This is a genomic window from Clostridium sp. D33t1_170424_F3 (genome assembly GCF_015667585.1).
Taxonomy (GTDB): Bacteria; Bacillota; Clostridia; order Oscillospirales; family Acutalibacteraceae; genus Anaeromassilibacillus.
In genome coordinates this window covers 23,653-45,264 of the sequence record NZ_JADPEG010000017.1, presented here as the reverse complement: position 1 = coordinate 45,264, position 21,612 = coordinate 23,653, and the positions used below count along the sequence as shown (strand labels likewise).

Annotated in this window: 26 protein-coding genes; 8 read left to right on the top strand and 18 right to left on the bottom strand. The window is 54.2% G+C overall.

The genetic code is table 11. The features are described 5' to 3' along the window. Position 1 precedes the first annotated feature (1 nt). The 16 genes from I4V53_RS11510 to I4V53_RS11435 all read right to left on the bottom strand — a co-directional run bounded on the left by I4V53_RS11510 (position 2) and on the right by I4V53_RS11435 (position 12,140). On the bottom strand, positions 2–235 hold the full coding sequence (locus tag I4V53_RS11510) for a KH domain-containing protein (protein WP_050697415.1): 234 nt from the start codon (positions 233–235) through the stop codon (positions 2–4). A 29-nt stretch (positions 236–264) separates the two neighbouring features. Continuing rightward, the gene (gene rpsP / locus I4V53_RS11505; protein WP_195985838.1) at positions 265–507 is read right to left on the bottom strand and encodes a 30S ribosomal protein S16; all 243 of its coding nucleotides are present in this window, start codon (positions 505–507) and stop codon (positions 265–267) included. Between the two features lie 74 nt (positions 508–581). Beyond that, the gene (gene ffh / locus I4V53_RS11500; protein ID WP_195985837.1) at positions 582–1,892 is read right to left on the bottom strand and encodes a signal recognition particle protein; all 1,311 of its coding nucleotides are present in this window, start codon (positions 1,890–1,892) and stop codon (positions 582–584) included. Between the two features lie 25 nt (positions 1,893–1,917). After that, entirely contained in the window at positions 1,918–2,280 is a 363-nt protein-coding gene (gene ylxM, locus I4V53_RS11495) for a YlxM family DNA-binding protein (RefSeq protein ID WP_195985836.1), read from the bottom strand. A gap of 70 nt (positions 2,281–2,350) precedes the next feature. Then, a complete protein-coding gene (locus I4V53_RS11490) occupies positions 2,351–3,028 on the bottom strand; it encodes a hypothetical protein (RefSeq protein WP_195985835.1) in 678 nt (225 codons plus the stop codon). A gap of 127 nt (positions 3,029–3,155) precedes the next feature. Next, the gene (locus I4V53_RS11485) at positions 3,156–3,569 is read right to left on the bottom strand and encodes an EamA family transporter (protein WP_195985872.1); all 414 of its coding nucleotides are present in this window, start codon (positions 3,567–3,569) and stop codon (positions 3,156–3,158) included. A gap of 41 nt (positions 3,570–3,610) precedes the next feature. Then, positions 3,611–5,971, bottom strand: a complete 2,361-nt coding sequence (locus tag I4V53_RS11480; protein ID WP_195985871.1) for an endonuclease MutS2 — start codon at positions 5,969–5,971, stop codon at positions 3,611–3,613. A gap of 26 nt (positions 5,972–5,997) precedes the next feature. Next, entirely contained in the window at positions 5,998–6,441 is a 444-nt protein-coding gene (locus I4V53_RS11475; RefSeq protein ID WP_195985834.1) for a GNAT family N-acetyltransferase, read from the bottom strand. A gap of 20 nt (positions 6,442–6,461) precedes the next feature. After that, positions 6,462–7,223, bottom strand: a complete 762-nt coding sequence (recO, locus tag I4V53_RS11470) for a DNA repair protein RecO (RefSeq protein ID WP_195985833.1) — start codon at positions 7,221–7,223, stop codon at positions 6,462–6,464. Beyond that, positions 7,174–7,341, bottom strand: a complete 168-nt coding sequence (locus I4V53_RS11465) for a hypothetical protein (RefSeq protein WP_195985832.1) — start codon at positions 7,339–7,341, stop codon at positions 7,174–7,176. Before I4V53_RS11465 ends, recO begins: the two co-directional genes overlap by 50 nt. Positions 7,342–7,623: 282 nt before the next feature. Beyond that, positions 7,624–8,559 carry a GTPase Era gene (gene era / locus I4V53_RS11460; protein WP_207747901.1) on the bottom strand — a complete coding sequence of 312 codons (936 nt, stop codon included), beginning with the start codon at positions 8,557–8,559 and terminating at the stop codon, positions 7,624–7,626. A gap of 13 nt (positions 8,560–8,572) precedes the next feature. Continuing rightward, complete coding sequence (locus tag I4V53_RS11455) at positions 8,573–9,058, bottom strand: diacylglycerol kinase family protein (RefSeq protein WP_195985831.1); 486 nt, start codon at positions 9,056–9,058, stop codon at positions 8,573–8,575. Positions 9,059–9,060: 2 nt separating this feature from the next. Next, complete coding sequence (ybeY, locus tag I4V53_RS11450; protein ID WP_195985830.1) at positions 9,061–9,570, bottom strand: rRNA maturation RNase YbeY; 510 nt, start codon at positions 9,568–9,570, stop codon at positions 9,061–9,063. Between the two features lie 9 nt (positions 9,571–9,579). Further along, complete coding sequence (locus I4V53_RS11445; RefSeq protein WP_050697405.1) at positions 9,580–10,539, bottom strand: PhoH family protein; 960 nt, start codon at positions 10,537–10,539, stop codon at positions 9,580–9,582. A gap of 128 nt (positions 10,540–10,667) precedes the next feature. Then, positions 10,668–11,843, bottom strand: coding sequence for a sporulation protein YqfD (locus I4V53_RS11440; protein WP_195985829.1), 1,176 nt, complete (start codon positions 11,841–11,843; stop codon positions 10,668–10,670). 36 nt (positions 11,844–11,879) lie between these two features. After that, positions 11,880–12,140, bottom strand: a complete 261-nt coding sequence (locus I4V53_RS11435; RefSeq protein ID WP_286167128.1) for a YabP/YqfC family sporulation protein — start codon at positions 12,138–12,140, stop codon at positions 11,880–11,882. 150 nt (positions 12,141–12,290) lie between these two features. Between I4V53_RS11435 and I4V53_RS11430 the strand changes: the two genes are divergently transcribed. The 5 genes from I4V53_RS11430 to I4V53_RS11410 all read left to right on the top strand — a co-directional run bounded on the left by I4V53_RS11430 (position 12,291) and on the right by I4V53_RS11410 (position 16,192). Continuing rightward, the gene (locus I4V53_RS11430) at positions 12,291–13,358 is read left to right on the top strand and encodes a sporulation protein (protein ID WP_195985828.1); all 1,068 of its coding nucleotides are present in this window, start codon (positions 12,291–12,293) and stop codon (positions 13,356–13,358) included. A gap of 204 nt (positions 13,359–13,562) precedes the next feature. Beyond that, positions 13,563–13,772 (top strand): hypothetical protein, encoded by a 210-nt coding sequence (locus tag I4V53_RS11425; RefSeq protein ID WP_195985827.1) that lies wholly within the window; start codon positions 13,563–13,565, stop codon positions 13,770–13,772. A 73-nt stretch (positions 13,773–13,845) separates the two neighbouring features. After that, complete coding sequence (locus I4V53_RS11420; protein WP_195985826.1) at positions 13,846–14,355, top strand: GNAT family N-acetyltransferase; 510 nt, start codon at positions 13,846–13,848, stop codon at positions 14,353–14,355. A 194-nt stretch (positions 14,356–14,549) separates the two neighbouring features. Further along, positions 14,550–15,272: an ABC transporter ATP-binding protein gene (locus tag I4V53_RS11415; protein WP_195985825.1), complete on the top strand. Its 723-nt coding sequence runs from the start codon at positions 14,550–14,552 to the stop codon at positions 15,270–15,272. Positions 15,273–15,274: 2 nt separating this feature from the next. Further along, positions 15,275–16,192, top strand: coding sequence for a SufB/SufD family protein (locus I4V53_RS11410; RefSeq protein WP_195985824.1), 918 nt, complete (start codon positions 15,275–15,277; stop codon positions 16,190–16,192). Positions 16,193–16,253: 61 nt separating this feature from the next. Here the strand turns inward: I4V53_RS11410 and I4V53_RS11405 are convergent, their stop codons facing one another. Continuing rightward, complete coding sequence (locus I4V53_RS11405) at positions 16,254–16,718, bottom strand: pyridoxamine 5'-phosphate oxidase family protein (protein ID WP_195985823.1); 465 nt, start codon at positions 16,716–16,718, stop codon at positions 16,254–16,256. A gap of 272 nt (positions 16,719–16,990) precedes the next feature. On the opposite strand from I4V53_RS11405, the gene I4V53_RS11400 reads away from it, so the two are divergent. The 3 genes from I4V53_RS11400 to I4V53_RS11390 all read left to right on the top strand — a co-directional run bounded on the left by I4V53_RS11400 (position 16,991) and on the right by I4V53_RS11390 (position 19,943). Then, the gene (locus I4V53_RS11400; RefSeq protein ID WP_195985822.1) at positions 16,991–17,929 is read left to right on the top strand and encodes an AraC family transcriptional regulator; all 939 of its coding nucleotides are present in this window, start codon (positions 16,991–16,993) and stop codon (positions 17,927–17,929) included. Positions 17,930–18,247: 318 nt separating this feature from the next. Then, positions 18,248–18,997 carry an alpha/beta hydrolase gene (locus I4V53_RS11395; protein WP_195985821.1) on the top strand — a complete coding sequence of 250 codons (750 nt, stop codon included), beginning with the start codon at positions 18,248–18,250 and terminating at the stop codon, positions 18,995–18,997. Positions 18,998–19,115: 118 nt separating this feature from the next. Continuing rightward, positions 19,116–19,943: an undecaprenyl-diphosphate phosphatase gene (locus tag I4V53_RS11390; RefSeq protein ID WP_195985820.1), complete on the top strand. Its 828-nt coding sequence runs from the start codon at positions 19,116–19,118 to the stop codon at positions 19,941–19,943. A gap of 203 nt (positions 19,944–20,146) precedes the next feature. On the opposite strand, the gene I4V53_RS11385 is transcribed toward I4V53_RS11390, so the two are convergent. Beyond that, entirely contained in the window at positions 20,147–21,340 is a 1,194-nt protein-coding gene (locus I4V53_RS11385; protein WP_195985819.1) for an aminotransferase-like domain-containing protein, read from the bottom strand. Positions 21,341–21,612: the final 272 nt, after the last annotated feature.

Genomic DNA, 21,612 nt, shown 5'->3' with positions numbered 1-21,612 from the left:
CTCAGTCGATTTCGACAGAAATCTTCCCGTTGGTGCGGGTCGCCGCGGCGCGCATCACGACGCGGATCGCTTTCGCGATGCGTCCCTGCTTGCCGATAACCCGGCCCATGTCGTTCTCCGCAACATGCAGATGATAAACGACGGAACCATCCTGCCCGGGCTCGTCGACATCGACGGAAACGGCGGACGGGTCCTCCACAAGGCCCTGAGCGATTGCAGTCAGCAATTCCTTCATGTTAACCTCCGTGTGCAACACATAACCAATTAAAGAACGCCGTTCTTCTTGAACAGAGCCTTCACGGTATCGGTGGGCTGTGCGCCGTTGGAAATCCACTTCTTCGCCTTCTCAGCGTCGACCTTCACAACGGACGGCTCCTGCATCGGATCGTATGTGCCGATTTCTTCAATGAAACGGCCATCGCGCGGATAACGGGAATCTGCAACAACAATGCGGTAGAACGGAGCCTTCTTGGCGCCCATTCTGCGCAGTCTGATCTTAACTGCCATGATTTTCACCTCCATAACAAATCGTTTGTATGATCTTAAACAAGGGAATTCCCTCGGTGTAAGATATCCGGTTTTCAGAAGCCGAAGCGCCTCTTGCCCTTGCCGCGCAGCTGCTTCATCATCTTCTGCATCTGCTCAAACTGGCGCAGCAGGCGGTTGACGTCCTCCACCCGCATGCCGCTGCCCGCCGCAATGCGGCGCTTGCGGGACGGGTTGATGACCGACGGCTTTTCGCGCTCTTCCTTCGTCATGGAAAGAATGATCGCCGCCATGCGGTCCATGTCGCGGTCGTCAATGTCCACATCCTTGAGCTGCTTCTCCATGCCCGGCATCTTGCTGAGGACGGATTTCAGCGGCCCCATGCGCTTGATCTGTGTAAACTGGTCAAGCAGGTCATTGAGGTCCATTTTATTTTCCAGCATCCGGCGGGAAACCTTCTCCGCCGCCTTCTGGTCCATCTTGTTCTGCGCGTCCTCAATCAGCGTGAGCACGTCGCCCATGCCGAGGATACGCGAAGCCATGCGGTCCGGGTGGAAGACCTCCAGGTCCTCCAGCTTTTCGCCCGTGCCTGCGAACTTGATCGGCTTGCCTGTTACCGCGCGCACGGAGAGCGCCGCGCCGCCGCGGGTGTCGCCGTCCAGCTTGGTGAGGATTACGCCGGTGATGGAAAGCTTTTCGTCAAACGTCTTGGCCACGTTGACGGCTTCCTGACCAGTCATAGCGTCGACCACCAGCAGAATATCCGAGGGATTGACGGCCTCCTGAATGTTCTTCAGCTCGTCCATCAGCACTTCGTCGATCTGCAGACGGCCCGCCGTATCGATAATGACATAGTCGTTGCCGTAGTCTTTTGCCCGCTTGATCGCCTCTTTACAGATTTTCACCGGCTTTTCGGTGCCCATTTCAAAAACGGGCACGCCCGCCTTCGAACCGACCACCTGCAGCTGCTTGATCGCCGCCGGGCGGTAAATGTCGCCCGCGACCAGAAGGGGGCGATGCCCCTGGCCTTTCAGCATCTTCGCCAGCTTGCCGGCATGCGTCGTTTTACCGGCGCCCTGCAGGCCGCACATCATGATGATGGCAGGCGGGCTGGCCGGGGATACCAAACGCGTTTCGCCGCCGCCCATCAGGGCCGTCAGCTCTTCATCTACAATCTTGACCACCATCTGCGCGGGCGTCAGGCTCTCCATAACCTCTGCGCCGATGGCACGGTCCGTAATTTTCTTTGTAAATTCCTTAGCAACCTTATAGTTGACGTCGGCCTCCAGAAGCGCCAAGCGCACCTCTCGCATCGCCTCTTTTACATCGGCTTCGCTCAGCTTGCCCTTCGACTTCAGCCGTTTAAAGGCCGCGGAAAGCTTATCTGCCAATCCTTCAAATGCCAAAGCAAATCTCCTCTCGCCTGCAAGGTTATTCGCACAACTGCTGTGCAAGCTCCAATATCATCCGCGTATTCTCCTCGATGTCGCGGGAATACACATGCTGTTTGTTATAGTCCTGAATACGGCGGGCCGAATCGCTGATGCGCTCCAGGCCGTCCCGCACCTCGCGGAACCGCTTTGCCAGTCCGAGACGCGCTTCCATCTCCAGAAGCTGGTGTTCCGCCCGCTTGATCGAATCGCGCACGCCCTGGCGCGTAATGCCCTCGTTGTCCGCAATCTCAGAAAGAGACAGGTCGTCGTTGTAATAGAATTCGATCACCTCGCGCTGTTTTTCTGTCAGCATTTCGCCGTAGAAATCCAGCAGCAGGGAGATCTCCAGATTCTTCGCCACGTCCTGCCCTCCTTGTCTGTAAAGTTATTTGCTTTACAGTTGGCAATTATACAACACTTCCGAAAAATTGTCAATAGCTGCCACGCAGAAAATCGCTCAGCTTTTGACGAATTCCCTCCTCCAGGCGGTCGAGGTTTCCGGCCACATCGACTAAAAAGCCGGTATCCGTGACAGAAAGCGACTGTACCGTCAGCCCGACGCTGCCGCCCAGGATGTTTTCATCGAAAAAGGACGCCGGCATGGAAATCCTCTCATCTTCAACAGAGACCTCCGGCGGAGCAGCGCTTTTCACCGCCTCAAGCATCCACTGCGGCGGAACCGGCAGGCGGCCGAGGTGGACGGATTGTACGTTTGCCCAGAGTCCTTCCCCGTCACACCCAAGTTCCAGCCGCGCGCTGAGCGGCAGGCGCAGGCCGCGGAAGGAAACCGGCGCATAGAATTCCGCGCAGCCCTCTTTTGTGGAGACGCACTGCAAATCCAGCAGTTGTATGCCCTCCGCCGGCAGTGCGGCCAACTTCTCCGCTATCAGGCCGTTGACCTCATCCCGGGTGAGCATCACCGGGTCCCCCGTTAAAACGGCGTCCATCAGCTTGCGCACCGTCGTATCCGGCTGGACGCCGGCGCTGACGGCGTCCGCGTACGGGTCGCTCAGCGCCAGACCAGCAGTGACACCGACCCCGCCGATCAATACCGCCAAAACGATAACAACAGCAACCAGCCCTTTCCGGCTCCTCTTTTTCTCTTCCATTTACCGTCCTCCTTCTTTCCATAACCTGGAAGTTCATTTACTTTCAAAGAGAGGCCCAGGCAGTACGTCGCCGCCTGAGCCTCCCGCCCATGTTATTTTTATGAACCGCCCGTCCGCTTTATACGGCTTACAGGATCATCACAAATGTGCCCGCTGTAATCAGAAGCCCGCCGATGACGGTTTTCAAATCCAGTTTTTCGTGCAGGAACAGGAACGCCAGCACCATCGTAATGACCACACTGAATTTATCAATGGGCACCACTTTGGACACCGGTCCAATTTGAATGGCATGGTAGTAACACATCCAGGAAAGCCCCGTCGCCAATCCGGACAGGATTAAAAACAGAAAGCTGCGCCCGGAAATATGGGCGATTCCCGCCTGAGAGCCCGTCGCAAATACGATCCCCCAGGCCAGCAGCAATACCACCACCGTGCGGATCGCCGTGGCAAGGTTGGAATCGATTCCCTCAATGCCGATTTTTGCCAGAATCGAGGTCAGCGCCGCAAACACCGCCGAGCCGATCGCAAACAGAATCCACATCTGCTTCTTCCCCTTCTCACGTGTCACAATAACACCCCGTTTTATTTCAATTCCACGATGGTAACGCCCGCTTCCCCCTCGCCAAAGGTGCCGAGCCGGAAGCTCCTGACGCTGGGATGACGACGCAAATGCGTCTGTACCGCCGCACGGAGCGCGCCCGTGCCCTTGCCGTGGATGATGGTCAGTTGGCTGATGCCCGCCAGCAGTGCGGAATCGATGAACTGGTCCACATTGATGATGGCTTCATCCGACATTTGTCCACGCAAATCCAGCTCCATTGCGGCCCGCACATTGGAGCGGTTGACACTGCGCGTCACGGTTCCCTGCTGTTTTTTCGCCTGTTTTTCACTGACCAGACGCAGGTTGGACACCGGCACGCGCGTCTGTATGATGCCGGCCTGTACCAGCGCCGTTTTGCCGTCCTTTTCCGGCGGCTGCAACACCGTTCCCTTTTTGTCTATGTCGTAAATGAGGACCGTATCGCCCTTTTTCAGCGGGCGGGGCAGCACATAGTCCTCGCCCTCCTTCCGGTTGACCGGGTCCGCTTCGTCCTCCAGCCTGCGCAGGCCGGACTTCAGCTTCGCCTTCTGTTCCGCCGTCAGAATTTTATTTTGTTTCTTGCGCAGCTCCTCCATCTCGTTGAGCATGGCGTCGATCTGGCCGCGGGTGCGGGCAATCAGCTCCGCCGCCCGCTGGCGCGCGCGCTCCATCTCTTTATCCGCTTCCGCGTCAATGGATTCCCGGCGCTCTTTCGCCGCGCGGCTGGCCTCCTCGGCCTCCATGCGCTGGCGCTCCGCCTCTTTGCGCTCCGCTTCCAGCTTCTGGCGGCTGGCCTCCAAACTCTGTACAACATCTTCAAAACGGGTGTTTTCGCTGGATACCAGCGCCCTCGCGTGCTCCACAATCCCCGAATCCATTCCCAGCCGCAGGGAGATTGCAAACGCGTTGGAACGGCCAGGAACGCCGATCAGCAGCCGGTAAGTGGGCCGCAGCGTCGTCACGTCGAACTCACAGCAGGCGTTCTCCACCCCGGGCGTTTGCAGCGCGTAGGCTTTCAGCTCCGCGTAGTGCGTCGTCGCCGCGATGCGCGCGCCTTTGTTGCGGATGGCTTCCAGAATGGACATGGCCAGCGCCGCGCCCTCAACCGGGTCCGTACCCGCGCCCAGCTCATCCAGCAGAACCAGGCTGGAAGCGTCCGCCTGATCGAAAATTTTGATGATATTCGTCATGTGCGCGGAAAAGGTGGAAAGCGACTGCTCGATGCTCTGCTCGTCCCCGATGTCCGCCAGCACGTTTTGAAAGACGGAAATCTGGCTGTTATCCGCGACCGGCAGCAGCAGGCCGCACATTGCCATCAGCGTCAGCAGGCCGACCGTCTTCAAAGAAACCGTTTTACCGCCCGTATTCGGGCCGGTGATGACCAGCGTATCGAAGCGCAGGCCCAGCTCGATGTCCGTCGGCACCACCTTGTTTTTATCAATCAGCGGGTGGCAGGCCTTCTTCAGCTCGATCTGCCCCTCGTCGTTGACCAGCGGCATGCTGGCTTTCATCTTGTAGCCCAAATTGGCCTTGGCAAAAATCAGGTTCAACTCCACCGCGGCCCGGTAGCCGGAGATAATCCCACTCGCAAAGTTGCCTGCTTCCGCGGAAAGCTCCGCCAGGATGCGCTCGATCTCCACCTGCTCCCGGGAGAGCAATACGCGCACCTCGTTATTCGCTTCCACCACCGCCATCGGCTCCACGAAGACCGTCGCACCGGAAGACGAGGTATCGTGCACCAGACCGGGCACGTCGCCGCGGCATTCCGCTTTGACCGGCACCACAAAGCGCCCGTCGCGCATGGTGATTATGGGATCCTGCAGATACTTCTGCGTCGTCTGGGAGCGCACCATCTTTTCCAGCTGTTCTCTGGCGCGGGAGGACGCCGAACGGATCTTCCGGCGGATCGCCGCCAGCTCCGGGGACGCGTTGTCGGCCATTTCTTCCTCCGACAGAATCGCGTTGTTGATGCGATCCTCCAGATACTTATTCGGCATGATCTGTTCAAAGCGCCAATCCAGCGTGCTCTTTACGCCCTCGCTTTTGCCGCGCCAGTCCATGATGCCGCGCAGGGTACGCAGGACCATGGCGACCCGCAGCAGCTCCGCCATGTTCAGCGTGCCTCCGGCCTCCGCGCGGCGCAGGGAATTTGAAACATCCTTCAGCCCGCCAAAGGACGGCGCGCCAAACCGCGCCATCATGGTGTGCGCTTCGTCCGTCTCCGCCAGCAATCGCTGTACCTCCGCCAGCGACGAAACCGGACGCAGTGCCAGCGCCAGCTCCGCCGCCGCATCGCAGGAGGTCTCCTCCGCCAGCAGATGTAAAATTTTATCCAGCTCCAGGGCACGGTAATGCCTCTGCATTTTTTCACTCATAGCTTTTTCCTCATTTAATCTGTCACATCGTCCGCACGCTTACACATCGCGATATGCGGACAAAATTCATCCTGATAAACCTCTCCGTGGGCCGTATAACCCAAAGCTTCATAAAAGCCCTTCGCGCGGAGCTGGGCGGACAGCATCCATTCCCGTGCGCCGCATTCCCGCGCAATCTGTTCCAGCTGACGCACAATCAGCGCGCCGATTCCTTTGCCCCGGTACGGCGGTAAAACCGCCACACGGCCGATGGTCCAGATTTCTTTTGAGCCGTCCTTTGGAAACACGCGACCGGTTGCGACCGGCCTGCCGTCCTCCCACGCCACCACGTGGCGGGCAATGGGATCAATCTCGTCAAACTCATTTTGAAAGCCCTGTTCCTCCACAAAAACCGTTTGCCGGATTCTTTTTGCCTCCGGGTTTTTGTCCAATCCTAGGGTTTGTTTGTATGTAATCATTCTTTAACAGTCAATCTCCTTTAAACTTGTCCGCCTGCACTGGACATCTGCCGGTAAAACTCCAGCGTGGCGAAGCTGCGTTCCAGCGTTTGCAGCACATACTGCTCGCTGGCGCGCGCCAGCTCCTTTTGTCCCGCTTCCGGCAACCGAAAGGCGAACAGTTTTTCAAACTCGGCGTAAATCGTATGGCGCAGCGCCGTAACCGTCCCGGGGGAAAGCCGCACCGCAGCCTCGGGACTCTGCCGGTTGCAGTTCCCGCAAAGCAGCTTACCGCTGCGCGGCAGAAAATACATCTCTTCCGCCTCATAGCAGGCGCATTCCGCACAGCAGATCAAATTGGGCATGTATCCCGCCAGCGAAAGCATCCGCATCTCCACAACGGCCTTCAGCAACAGCTGCGGGCGGGAATCCGCCGCCAGAAAATGCATCGCGTTGAGCAGCAGACGCAAAAAATCCCCCGCCGCGGCCTCCTGCGGAGCGAGCACGCCGGCCAACTCACAGAAATACTGGGCAAGGGAAAGGCGCCCGATATCCCGCCGCAAGTCGAAGAAGACCTCAATCGGCTGTGCGTCGTCGATCATATATTTTTCCCGCCCCTTATAAATGGAGAAACGGGAATAACAGAACAGCTGCGTGGCGGAAAGCTTGCTGCTTTTCAGCAGCTTTGCTTTCCGTGCAAAGGCGCGCAGCACGCCTTCTTCCCGGGTAAGGACGGTGACAAGCCGGTCGCTCTCACCCACCTGCCGCTCCGTAATCACCAGGCCGTCCGTATTGATTACCATCGGGTTCCTCCTGCAGCACGGCGTTCTGCTGCTTACACTGGCTGTAAATTAAATAATCCTGCACGCGCCCCGTCTGTGCAAAACAGGACCACGCCGCCTGCTCGTCATGTTCATTCATACCAATTCGCCCCTTTTCCGACCTGTAAAGGTCCGCCCGATTCCTCTGTTCCATCATACAAACAATTCCGGAATCTGTTCCCTTTTACTATTCGCAAAAGAGCGCGGGGGTATGAACGGTAATATCTGTATATACCTCTGTTATTTCAATCCACATTTTAATTTCCGATAGGAAATGAGGATAACAGAGCAACAACGCCGCCTGATCCAACCGCCCGGATTTTCCGGCCCAACGCCAGCATGAAATGGGAAAATCCTCGCTTTTTCAAGTCGAATGAACGGCTCACGCGTCAAAGCTGTTGCTGTCATAGCCAAGGCTGCGCAAAACGGCCTCGCTGTCGCGCCAGCCCTCCTTTACCTTGACCCAAAGCTGCAAATTGATCTTGCAGCCGAAAAACGCTTCCATATCCTGCCGGGCATATGTTCCCACTTTTTTCAGCATGGAACCGTTTTTTCCGATGATGATGCCCTTGTGCGAATCCCGCTCGCAGAAAATCGTGGCGTGTATCTCCGTCGTCCCGTTGTCCTGCTCGCGCATACGCTCCACCGCGACAGCCACGCCGTGCGGAATTTCCTTATCCAGCAGGCGCAGCAGCTTTTCACGGACGATCTCGCCCGCCAGCACGCGTTCCGGTTGGTCGGTCAGGGTATCGTCGTCAAAAAAGTGCCCGCCCGGCATGGCGAGCTTCTCCAGCTCGTCCACCAGCTCGCGCATACCGTCGCCCGTCTGAGCGGAAACCGGCACCACCGCCGCAAAATCATATTGTGCGGAAAGCGCCGCAATCTGCGCCATCAGGACGGTTTTATCCTGCTGCAGGTCGATTTTGTTGATTGCCAGCACGGCGGGCATGTCCATCGACCGGAACTTTTTGATCAGCTCTTCATCCGCCGGGGAAATCCGCTGCCCGGCTTCCACCACCAGCAGGCAGGCGTCCACGCCGGAGACAGACTCCGACACAGAGCGCACCATAAAATCGCCCAGCCGGTTGCGCGGCTTCATCAAACCGGGCGTGTCGATAAAGACCAGCTGCACGGCTTCCTCCGTCAGAACGCCCATGATGCGCGTGCGGGTTGTCTGCGGCTTGCTGGAAACAATCGCTACCTTCTGCCCCAGCATACGATTCAGCAGGGAACTTTTGCCCACATTGGGCCGGCCTACAATCGCAATAAACGCGGTTTTGTCATCCGTCCGGATCTTAATATTTTTTAATTCGCTCAAAATTGTATCCCTCTCACTTGATCACATGTTTTTTCTTGAAAAAATCGCGGATACCCATCGGTCCGGCGATTATGTATATCAGCGCCAGCGCCGTTGCCAGCGCCAGCAGAACGAGCATCACGGGGTTGTCCGCAAAAAAGCGCCAGATCCGGAGGAAAACGGCGGGCTGCCAAAAAAGGCAAACGCCGACGCCCACGGAAAAGCCGGCGCAGATCAAAACCCCGCCGGCCGCCATATCCTTGACGATACGCACCACGGGATGAAAACTCGGCGCCATCAAGTCGGAAATCTCCTCGGCGACCGTATTGAACACCTCCGCCATCATCACCAACGCAAAGGTAATGAACAACAGGGCATACCGCTCCCGTGACAATTCAAAAAAGAGCGAAAAGACAAACACATACAGCGCTGCCACCGTATGTATCCGCATGTTCCGCTCGTTATTGATACAGTAGACGATTCCTCTAAAAGCGTATTTCAGGCTTTTAATAAAACGCAATCTTACTCCTCATCCTCATCCAGAACATAGCTGCTGGAGGCAGGCAGCCCCAGCTGGGTCATAACCTGCTCTTCCTTTTCGCGCATATGGACGCGCTCGATGCCGCCGTTCTCATGGTCGTAGCCGAGCAGATGCAGCATGGAATGCGCCGTCAAATAGCCGACCTCGCGGTCCAACCCGTGTCCGTAACACGCCGCCTGCTCCACCGCCTTTTCCATCGAAATGACGATATCGCCCAGAATCTTGGCGCCTGTGGCGTGGTTCTCATCGTACACGCCGTTGTCGCCCATCGGGAAAGAAAGCACATCTGTGGGCATATCCTTGCCGCGGTACTGTTTATTCAGCTCCTGAATCTGTTTGTTGTCCACAAACGTCACGCTGATTTCCGCAGGCTCCTTGAATTCTTCCATCCGCAGCACCGCATTGCAGCAGCGGCGCACAAGCATCCGCAGGCCTGTTGGGATCTTTACTTCTTTTTGTCTGTTGTCAATGACGACTCTTACCTTTTCCATGTTCTTCAATTAACGCCTGCCTTCCTGAAATTTCTCATATGCTTTAATGATGTCCTGCACCAGCCTGTGGCGCACCACATCTTTTTCGTTAAAGGTAACCTGCTCAATATCTTCAATATTACGCAACACCCGGACGGCCTCCTTCAAACCGGAATGGCGTCCGTCCGGCAGGTCGATCTGCGTGATATCCCCCGTGATCACCATTTTGGAACCAAAGCCGAGGCGGGTCAAAAACATCTTCATCTGCTCCGGCGTGGTGTTCTGCGCCTCGTCCAGGATGATAAAACTGTCGTCCAGCGTCCTGCCGCGCATATACGCCAGCGGCGCAACCTCAATGTTGCCGCGCTCCACATATTTCTGGTATGTCTCTGCACCGAGCATGTCAAACAGCGCATCGTACAGGGGGCGCAGGTACGGGTCCACCTTCTGCTGCAGGTCGCCGGGCAGGAAGCCCAGCTTCTCGCCGGCTTCCACCGCAGGCCGCGTCAAGATGATCCGGTTTACCTGCTGCGCCCGGAACGCCGTGACCGCCAGCGCGACGGCCAGATACGTTTTTCCGGTACCTGCCGGGCCAACGCCGATGGTGATGGTATTCTTCTTGATGGCGTTGCAGTACTTTTTCTGTCCCAGCGTCTTGGGTTTTACCGGCTTGCCCTTGGAGGTCACGCAGATGCAGTCCCCCGCCAGTGTCTCGATCTTTTCCTCCGTGCCCTCGTTGACCAGAGAAATACAGTAGCGCACATTCTGTTCGCTCAGCGCCTCTCCGCGGTTGATCAGGGACAGCAGGCTTTCAATCACCCGGACGGCCTTCGCCACATTCTCCGGCTCGCCGTTCACCTTGATTTCCGAACCGCGCCCGATGACGCCGACCGCGTACTCGTGCTCGATCAGTTTGATATTTTCATCGAAGCTGCCGAAAAGCGCCACGGCCTGCTCCATACGGTCTATATTAATTCTTTGTTCAAACATCCTTTTCGCTCCATAGGCGCAGTAAAAATTGCCCTGCCGGGACATCCGCGCCATCCATTCAGATTGTAACAATTATAGCATACAAAAAAACGTTCGTCATTAATTTGACCGCAAAATTCATAAAAAAATCATGATTGCAAAAAAAGTTCTGTCTCGACGCCGATCTCCTCCTCGCAGTCCACCTCCACGGTGTAAAGCAGCTTGCCGTCCTGTACGCGGAACTGCTCCCGTTCCGCCGTGATCTTCGCATCCCCCATCTGTTCTTTCTGCTGGCGCGCAACATCCCGCCTGGCGTTGGAGAGGGCTTCTTCCTGCGTCACCGGCACAATGCGCCGGTTTTCTTCCGTCCAGGTTTCGGTGTAAAGGGAGACCGGCAGGAGCGCGTTCATCAGCCGGATTTTTACCTGTTCCGTGTCCAGCCGGTAGACGCCATCCGGCTTTCCAGCAAAGCTCAACGGCAGGCGGACTCCAAAGAGCGTGGCGCTGCGGCGGATAACCACATGCCCCGTCGGCTCCGCAACTTCTTTGGCCATCGGCGTTTCCGCCGCAAACGAACGGGTTGTCGCGGCAACGATCTTTCCCGCCGCATGTTTGAGCGTGCTGCCGCCGTTGGTATCTTCCACCACGGCGTTGATGAGCAGCTGCCCTGCAACAACCGCATCGCCTTCCTTGACCTCCGGCGTACCGGAATAGACGTCCATATAGATGATCTGACCGGTGGTTTTTGCCGTCACATTGCAGATTTGATTGCGCCCGTCGATGTCCGGCTTTGCCACGCGCTCCTGCAGCTGCACGGTGACGGTACATCCCGCCGTGTTGACGGAAAGCCAGCTGATCTGCGGAAACGCCGCCATGATCTGCTGCTGCAACAGCTGCGGGTCCACGTCCTTCTTCCAGACGCCGGGTTTCAGGCCCATCTCATAGATGCCCGCTTCGATCTGTTCCGTCGGAATGGTCGTATTGCCCGCGACGTCGATGCTCCAGATGTGCAGGGAAAAAAACTGCATCAAAATGAACGCCAGCACAGCTCCCGCCACAAGCCCCCTGCGCTTGCGCAGGAACGATGCGCGGAACGGCAGGCCATGCCGTTCCCTGATGCGCAGTACCGTCTTCGATTTGAATGTGCAGCTCAGAAGGTCGCGGTATCTGCCCGCGGCAATGCAGGCGCTGAACCCGTCCGCCTTCCGGATATCCCACAGGCTGACACCGCATCGGGCGCACTGATTCAAAAACCGCTCCGGCGAACCGCTGATGGTAAACCGCACATAGCCCATGATCCAGCGCAGGATCCGTAATAGATACATTTTTGCAGACCTCCCCGTTTTTTCTCCGTCCCGGCTCTATGGCAGGAATTCGATTCCTGTGATAAACCCCTCCACCACCAGGGAATCCACCGTCAGGCATTTGATGACCAGGCTGCGCCCGGTGAAGCGAACCGTCATGCGGTTGGTACGGATGCGCACCACATCGGTATCATATTCCAGCACGCCGCGGCAACCCTCCATAATCACCTCACGGTTTCCGTTGATCTCCATATGGGTGGGCATCTGCATGCTGTTGAGTCTGCGAGATAATCGTCTCTCCGAATTTTTTTCCGCCAATCCGACTCACCTCAAGTTCCTCATTGATTACTTAACAAGGGTATGCAGACAGGAAAACAAATAATACCTGCCCACCGATAATATATATGCGGTAGAACGAAAGAAAAACAGTCGGACTGTTTCTCATTTCCCTTGAAAGGATGGATTTCCGTGAAGAAACGCTTGCTGCGCCTTTTCCTGCCACTGGGCGTCCTGTGCGTGGCCGCTCTGCTGCTGTTTTATCCCTCTCAGGCCGCCGCCGGCGCCAAAAAAGGCATCGGTACCTGCATCGATATTCTGATCCCCTCCCTGTTCCCCTTTATGGCGCTCTCCGTCTTTGTGGTGAAATCCGGCCTTGCAGCTTCCATCGGGCGGCTGACAGCAAAACCCTGCCAGCTTTTGTTCGGGCTGCCGGGATGCACGGCGGCAGCCATCGTGATGAGCATGGTGGGCGGCTATCCCGTCGGCGCGCGCGCCATCGCCGCCCTCTGCCAGGAAGGGGAAATCACGCCGGAGCAGGCGGCGCGCATGCTCTGCTTCTGTGTCAACGCAGGTCCGGCGTTTGTCCTGAGCGTCGTCGGCGCGAGCCTGCTGCGCAGCACGGAAGCCGGGATTATCCTGCTCGTTTCCCAGTTGCTGGCCTCTCTTCTCCTGGGTGTTTTGTGCAGTATCGGCGTCAAGCGGGATTTCTCCGCAAAAAGGAGCGGCGGAAGCCGCATGGGCGCGGCGGAGGCATTGATCTGCTCCGCATCGGATGCGGCGCGCTCCATGCTTTCCATGTGTTGCTTTGTCGTGCTGTTTGCGGTCCTGCTCGCATTACTGCGCATTTTTGTCACCGATCCCTGTGCCTCCGGCTTCCTTTCCGTTCTGCTGGAGGTAACCGGTGGATGCAGCGACGCCGCCAGCCTGCAATTTCCCCTGTGGATCTTTTCCTTTGCCATCGGCTGGGGCGGTATCTGCGTGCATTTCCAGATTCTTTCTTCCATCTCCGGCATCCCGATCGGCCTGCCCCGCTTCATGCTGTTTCGCCTGCTCCACGGTCTTCTCGCGGGAAGCATCACCTTTGGGCTTTGCCAGTTGTTCCCGGCAAGCGTCTCGGTCTTCAGCAATACCAGCGCGCCACTGCACGCGTCGCTGGCCGGCTCTGTACCCGCCGCAATCGCTATCCTGGCGCTTTGCGTCCTGCTTCTCTTTCAAACGCGGAAAGACTCCGTACCGGCGCACGGAAACGTATTATAGATTGATATTCGTGATCAAGGACAACAAAGAAGATTTGAAAGACTGCGGCAAGAACAACAACGATGCTACAGGCTTCCCGGACTGCTGAACGGCCGATCTTATTTTCTGAAATTGCTCCAAGGTATGGCGTTTTGAAAACGCCTCTGCTATAATCACATAAGAAAGATTTACAACAAAGAAAGGACAGAAGCTGACTTGAAGGGAATGATCAAAAAGTTTTTCCGCAAGGATATAGAAGTGCGGTGCGAATACTGTGTGCACAGCTCCGATTTTGACGGCGCCTGTGTCTGCCAGCTGGGCAAGTATCGGACTCCGGAGGGCGAATGCCGCAGCTTCTCCTACGACCCGTTGAAGCGCACGCCGCAAAATCTGCCTCCCCTGCGCGCGTACGACCCGGACGATTTTAAACTGTAAACACAAAAGGCTGCTGCAGAAGAACAAACTCTGCAGTCGGCCTTACTTTTTGTCAGGAAAGGAAGCGTTCCATATGGACAAACAACAATCACACGATTCCGCTCTGGTCCTGCGCTGCGCGGAGGAAGCGGACATCCCCGTCATATTTTGGTTTATCAAAGGCCTGGCGGAATATGAAAAGATGAGCGATCAGGTAGTCGCAACGGAAGCACTTCTGAAGGAATGGTTGTTTGAAAAACACAAGGCGGAGGTGCTTATCGCAGAATACGCCGGGGAACCGGCCGGATTCGCCCTGTTCTTCCACAATTTCTCCACCTTTTTAGGACGTGCCGGCCTCTATTTGGAAGACCTCTTTGTGCAGCCGGACAAGCGCGGGCTGGGCGTCGGCAAGGCGCTGCTGCAAAAGCTGGCAGCCATCGCCGTGGAGCGCGGCTGCGGACGTTTGGAGTGGTGCTGCCTGGACTGGAACCAACCCAGCATCGACTTTTATCACACAATGGGCGCTGTTCCCATGAGCGACTGGACAACTTACCGCCTGGCCGGAGAAACGCTGCAAGCCGCTGCGGAGGGTTCCACACATTAAAGAGGATTTACCTTTCGCACATACTTTTCGGCAGTTTCATTCGGCTTCCTATTAAATATACCAAATTTGTATATTTTAAATGGCAGCGCGTTGCTTTTATGGCAGATCATGGTATAATAACCTCAGCGAACCACAAAACGTCATTGAATGAATAGCATACAAAGCCTCTGTTTGCAGGCTTTGAGGAGGTTACAATGCTAGAGCTTAAAAATATTTCTCTGCATGTAGAGAACAGTAAAGATATTTTAAACGATGTCTCCCTGACCGTTGGCGACGGCAAATTTGTCGTCATCACCGGGCCGAACGGCGGCGGTAAATCCACCCTTGCCAAGGTGGCGGCGGGTATCCTTTCCCCCACGTCCGGCCAGATTTACTTTAACGGACAGGACATCACACAGAGCGGTATCACCGACCGCGCCCGCCTTGGAATCAGCTATGCGTTCCAGCAGCCGGTCCGTTTCAAGGGCATCAAGGTGCGCGACCTGATCACTCTGGCGGCAGGAAGGAAACTGACCACCGCCGGGGTCTGCGAATACCTGTCCGAGGTCGGTCTCTGCGCGCGCGATTATGTCGACCGTGAGGTCAACGCGAGCCTGTCCGGCGGCGAAATCAAGCGCATCGAGATCGCCATGGTCATGGCGCGCGGTACACAGCTTTCCATTTTCGATGAGCCGGAGGCGGGAATCGACCTCTGGAGCTTCCAGAACCTGATTGAGGTATTTCGCAAACTGCACAACGGGATTCAGGGATCGTCCATTATCATCATCTCGCACCAGGAACGCATTATGGAAATTGCCGATGAAATCGTCGTGCTTTCCGACGGAAAAGTTCTGACACAGGGCCCGCGTGAAGAGGTTCTGCCAAAGCTGCTCGGCGGCACGGATACCTGCCGTTTCTGCCCGAAGGAGGTGGGTTGACAATGGACCGCATTGCAAAAAAACTTTTGGAGCTGGTCGCCGACTGGAAAGGCGAACCGCAGGGCGCGTTTAATATTCGTGAAAACAGCGGTTGTGCCGGACGCCAGTCAACGGAAAACGTCCGGATTGAATCCAAAACCGATCAACCCGGCATTGACATTATTGTAAAGAAAAATACAAAGAATGAAAAAATTTATATTCCGGCGCTGGTCACACACAGCGATGTAACAGATCTGGTTTACAACGATTTCTATATTGGGAAAAATGCAGACGTGACGATTGTCGCAGGCTGCGGCGTCCATTCCGACGGCTGCGGCACCGCTGAACACGACGGCATCCACCGTTTCTTCCTGGAAAAGGGCGCCCGTGTCCTCTATTTGGAAAAGCACATCGGCATCGGTGAAGGAGACGGACAGCGTATTATCAACCCGCAGACATACATCGAGGCCGATGAAAACAGCTACATGGAGATGGAAACCACCCAGATCGAGGGGGTAGATTCTACCAAGCGCTTCTCCAAAGCGGTATTGCAGGACGGCGCGAAGCTGGTTATTAAGGAAAAAATCATGACGCACGGCAGCCAGTATGCAGAAACCAGCTTTGAGGTGGATTTAAACGGCACAGATTCCAGCGCGCATCTGATTTCGCGCTCTGTCGCCAAAGACTCCTCCAAACAGCTTTTTCTTTCCAAGGTCAACGGCAACGCAAAATGCGCGGGCCACTCCGAATGTGACGCCATCATCATGGGTGACGGATCAGTCAGCGCCATCCCGGAGATCAGCGCAAATTGCGTGGATGCGGCTCTGATCCATGAAGCGGCCATCGGCAAAATTGCCGGTGAACAGCTCGTCAAGCTGATGACGCTTGGCTTAACGGAAAAAGAAGCGGAAAACCGCATTGTAGAAGGATTCCTGGAATAACAAAATGTAAAAGGACCCTTACCCCACTTTTATTGGGGTAAGGGTCTTTATCTCTTCACATTTACTTCGCTCTTTTACGCCTTCCGGTCAGTTTAACCGGTGTAATTTTACAGATGCCGGTTTTGTCCAGAGAACGTGCCATGATGGTTTCAAACAAATCCAGACGGTCCGGCGCATAACGCTCCGATATTGCACGGAGCGCGGCAATCTTTTCTTCCCTATCTTCGATCATCTCCGCCGTTCCATGCAGAACAAAGGAGTCAAAGTCCATGGTATATTTGTCCTGCACCTGGCGCACATGCGCGGCCCCTGTCAAGCAGACCTGTGGACGGTTTCGTATATACTCCAGCTTTTGCCCCCTCAGGCCGCAGTGAAAATAGACCGCGCCATTCAGGCAGGCCGGAGAAATGGGGATACAATACGGGTTCCCTTCTGAATCCACAGTGGCTAAAACGGCGTATTCACATTGCTCCAGAACAGAAAGCGCCAGTTGATATCGCTCATTTTCCTTTTCTTCAGGCGTCATATTAAAATTCCTCTTTTCTTATTTTCCTGTAATATTTTCTATCATAATACAAAATGTTGGAAAATGGAACCGTTTTTCCGTCCGTCTGTCTTTATCAGTCATCCAATGAATGTATTAACTTGCACGATCCCCCACAATATCCTGTTGTTTTCTATAATAAGCACTTGATTTCATTTTATTTTTAGTCTAAAATATAAACATATTTATACAACTGTGCACCTAATCCCATTTTTTAATACTAAATCTTGAACAGTAGGGAATCGGTGATTGCCATGGAGTATCTCAATACAAAGATTACGCAGGAACTTGTCATTGATGAGTTTGTATCGATCCATTATTTTGAATACACGCGCGATTTCTTCTTCGCGGGAGAAGTGCACGATTTTTGGGAATTGCTCTATGTGGATAAAGGGGAAGTGGAAGTAACCGCGGGACCTTCCACCTACCTTCTCAAAAAAGGGGACATTATCTTTCACAGGCCGATGGAATTTCACAGTCTGTGGGCAAACGGGACCAGCGCGCCCAATCTTATTGTCATCGATTTTTCATGCCATTCCCCTGCCATGCGTTTTTTTGAGCAGAAGATTTTGCGCGTCAGCGATGCGGAGAGCATGTTGCTGGCCAGCGTGATCCGGGAAGCGCGGAACACCTACGCAAGCCCCTTGAACGATCCCTACATCAACCGTCTGGAACGCCGGGAAAACGTCCCGTTCGGAGCGGAACAGCTGATCAAAATCAGTCTGGAACAGATGTTGATCGCTCTGATCCGCAAAGGCAATATTATTAACGCCAATGTAAAGATCACCTCTTCTATCCGGGAAAAAGCCAATCAGGACATATTGACCAAGATTATTACTTACCTGGAAAACAACGTCAACCGGAGCCTCACGCTGGACGACGTTTGTCAGGATAATCTGATTGGACGCTCCAATCTGCAAAAAATGTTCCGTGCCAAAACCGGCGGCGGTGTGATGGAATATTTCTGCGGACTGAAGATTGAAGCTGCCAAGCAGCAGATCCGGGAAGGAAGGCACAATTTTACAGAAATTGCGCATAACCTGGGGTTCTCCACCATCCACTATTTCTCGCGGCGTTTTAAGGCGGTCACGGGGATGACGCCTACCGAATACGCCTCTTCCGTCAAGATCCGTGCGGAAAACCTTTCACCTTCCGAGGAATTGGATCCGACGCCGCACGTCTCCGCATCATAAACGTATAACTTCCTCTCAGTTTTTAAACAGGACCAGTTTGTGCTGTCGACACAACTGGTCCTGTTCATATTTTCCTATATAGGGGTATGTCCCATTTTACTGGTCCTGTTTATTGAAACTGAAAGGGATTTTTGACCTCTGTTCGTAACAAAAAATCCTTTTCTGCCGGTTGAATGGCAAAGCACTCAGAAACCGTAAAACGCAGCTATTTTTTATTTTGTTTATTCATTTTTTGACTTGTCCATAGTATAATAGGGGTCAGGTGTCCTCACACAACACACCTGTTTACACTGTCTCACATCGCAAGGAGGCGTTTATTTGGCAACATTGACCGGAAACTTTTACTCGCACATACTGGGAATGGACACGTCCGTCACTATTATTTCCCCACGAAAAAAGCTTCTGACCGACCGGCCCTACCGCACCGTCTATGTACTGCATGGCCTGACGGACAACAACAGCAGCTGGGCTTACAACGCACAGCTCTCCCTTCTCGCAGAGCAGTACCAGACAGTCTTCATTCTTCCCGACGGCGCGCGCAGTTTTTACATCAACATGAAATATGGCCAGCAGTATTTTACGTATCTTTCCAAAGAATTGCCCGAACTAACCCGCAATCTTCTGCGGTTATCCCCGTCCCGGGAAGAAACCGGCGTATTTGGCCTCTCTATGGGCGGTTACGGTGCTCTGGAATGTGGTTTACTGCGGCCGGATGTCTTCGGCTTCTGCGGCTCCTTCTCCGGATGCTGTGATATATACAAGCTGGTGGAAGTGGCCGGGCAAAACAACGCGGAACTGCAAGGCCTGTTTGGCGTGAATTACGAAGATATCGCCCAGCACGACCTGTTTCAAATGATAGGCAAGGCGGCCCAACAGTCTCCACAGGCAAAATTTTACGCGGCCTGCGGCACACAGGATTTCTTGTTGGATATGAACCGTCGTTTTTCGAAAGCGATGCAAACCCAGGGGTTTGCTTACCAATATGAGGAATTTGGCGGCAGCCATGAATGGTATTTCTGGAATCAGGCAGTTCACCGTGCCATGCAATTCTTTTTCCCATTGTCATAGCTCCCGTTTGCGAAAAGGCCGCATGTTGTGTAAAATCGCCGCATATTTTTCTATAGTTTCGTGCCGCGCCATAAACAGCAGTTTCGCTGTTGTACATCACAATTCAGGAGGAAACAAAATGGATTTATTGGAAATTCTAAAAGCCGCTCTTTTGGGTATCATTGAGGGAATTACCGAATGGCTGCCCATCAGCAGCACCGGGCACATGATTCTGGCAGAGGAATTTATTAAAATGAACGTCTCCCCTGCCTTTATGGAGATGTTCCGGGTGGTCATCCAGCTGGGCGCGATCTTAGCGGTCGTCGTCCTGTACTTTCACAAGCTGAATCCGCTGTCTCCCAAAAAGACCAGGCTGCAAAAGAGTGAAACCTGGTCCCTCTGGGCAAAAGTGATTGTCGCCTGTCTGCCCGCCGCTGTCATCGGCATCCTGTTTGACGACAAAATTGATGAACTGTTTTACAATTATGTCACGGTAGCCGTGACGTTGATTCTGTATGGTATTCTGTTCATTGTCGTAGAAAACCGGAACCGCAGCAAAAAACCGCGTATTCAAAGCCTTCCGGATTTGACGTATCAAACCGCCCTGATGATCGGCCTGTTTCAGGTTTTATCGCTGATTCCCGGTACCTCCCGTTCCGGAGCAACCATTCTGGGCGCGATCCTGATCGGCGCCTCCCGCACCGTCGCGGCGGAATTTACCTTCTTCCTGGCAATTCCCGTAATGTTCGGTGCAAGCCTTCTGAAAATGGTGAAATTTGGATTTGTCTATACTGGCATGGAAATTGCCGTTCTGATTACCGGTATGGTTGTCGCTTTCATTGTCTCTATTCTTGCGATTAAGTTCCTGATGGGTTACATCAAAAAGCACGACTTCAAAGCGTTTGGCTACTATCGGATCGGCTTGGGCGCTTTGGTACTTTTATACTTCCTGATTTTTGCCTGGTAAGGGATTCGTAAAAAGTCAGAGGACGCATTTTGCGCTCTCTGACTTTTCTTTTGCGATACATTTTAATTATTCTTAATCCTGCAATTTGAACGGAAGAAACTCTTTCAACAGCCGTGAGAACATGGAAGCGCACAAACAATGCAGAAAATGGTTATCTCCTGATGAAATACAACCGGCCAAATACCGGGTATGCTGCCATCACTTTATCCCTGTTCAAGCTCCTGACGCAGAACCCGGCCCAAAATTTGAATGCCCTGCTGAATACGTTCTTCCGGCATGTTGGAGAAATTGATGCGGAACGTATTCTCCCGTCCGGTATTGGGATAGAACGAATCGCCGGGCACAAACGCGACCTTTTGCGCCAGACATTTTGTCAGCAGTTCGCGGGCACTGGTTCCTTCCGGGAGCACAATCCAGCAGAATAACCCGCCCTGCGGGCGTGTAAACCGCACATTCGCCGGGAAACAGTCTTCCATCAATTGAATGGTCAAATCCCGGCGGCGTTTATAAACCGCCTGGATTTTGGCGATATGGGCATCGATATCACACTGCTGCAAATAGGTATAAATCTCCATTTGAGCCAACGTATTACACTGTAAATCCGTCCCCTGCTTGACCAACACAAATTTCCGAATGATTTCGCGATCCCCGGCAATCCAGCCAATCCGGTATCCGGGACAGAATATTTTAGAGAAGGTTCCGCAGCAAAGAACGGAGCCCGACTGATCAAACGCCTTGACCGACGGATGGAACGCGCCTTCATACCGCAGCTCTCCATATGGATTGTCTTCCAGAACCGGAACCTGGTATTTTTCCGATAGGGCGGCGAGCGCTTTTCTTCGTTCCAGACTCCAGGTTCTCCCCGTAGGATTCTGGAAATCCGGAATGACGTAGATCAGTTTTGCGCGGGGTGTTGCGGACAGAATCTGTTCCAAAGCCTCCGGCAACATGCCTTCATCGTCGGTCGGCACTTCGACAAACGTGCAGCCATAAGCCCGGAACGCGCTGATTGCCGCCAAATAGGTCGGACACTCACACAGAACGACGTCCCCTTCATCCAGAAAAACCTTTCCGGACAAGTCCAGAGACTGTTGCGAACCATGGGTGATCAAAATATGATCCGGGCCAAAACAGGTCTGCAGCCGCTGGTTCATGCGCTCCGCAATCCATTTACGCAGCGGCAGGAAACCCTCTGTTGTGGTATACTGCAGTGCCTGGGCGCCATACTGCTCCAGCGTGAGCTGCGCCACCTGGCCGATTTCCTTAACCGGAAAGAGTTCCGGCGCAGGCAATCCACCCGCAAACGATATGATTTCCGGGTCTTCTGTCACCTTTAAAATTTCCCGAATTTCAGAGGCCTTTAAATGATCCATTCTTCTTGCAAGTTTCCAGTTCATCTTGACATCTCCTTTATTGTCTGCCCTGTTCCAAGGCGGGTTGGCAAATAAAAAACTGTTGCGTTTTACCTGTTTTAAGTACTTGCGGTTGACCCGGTAAAAAAGGATTTTTTGTTACAACCAGAGCTCGTGCGATTTTCATAACATAACAAAAAACCGCCCTAAGCCGATCATCAGCTTAGGGCGGACAAGTATTATCCGTGGTACCACCTAAATTCAGAGAAATTCTCCGCACTCTCCGGTACAGGAAAACTCCGATACCGTATCCCTGT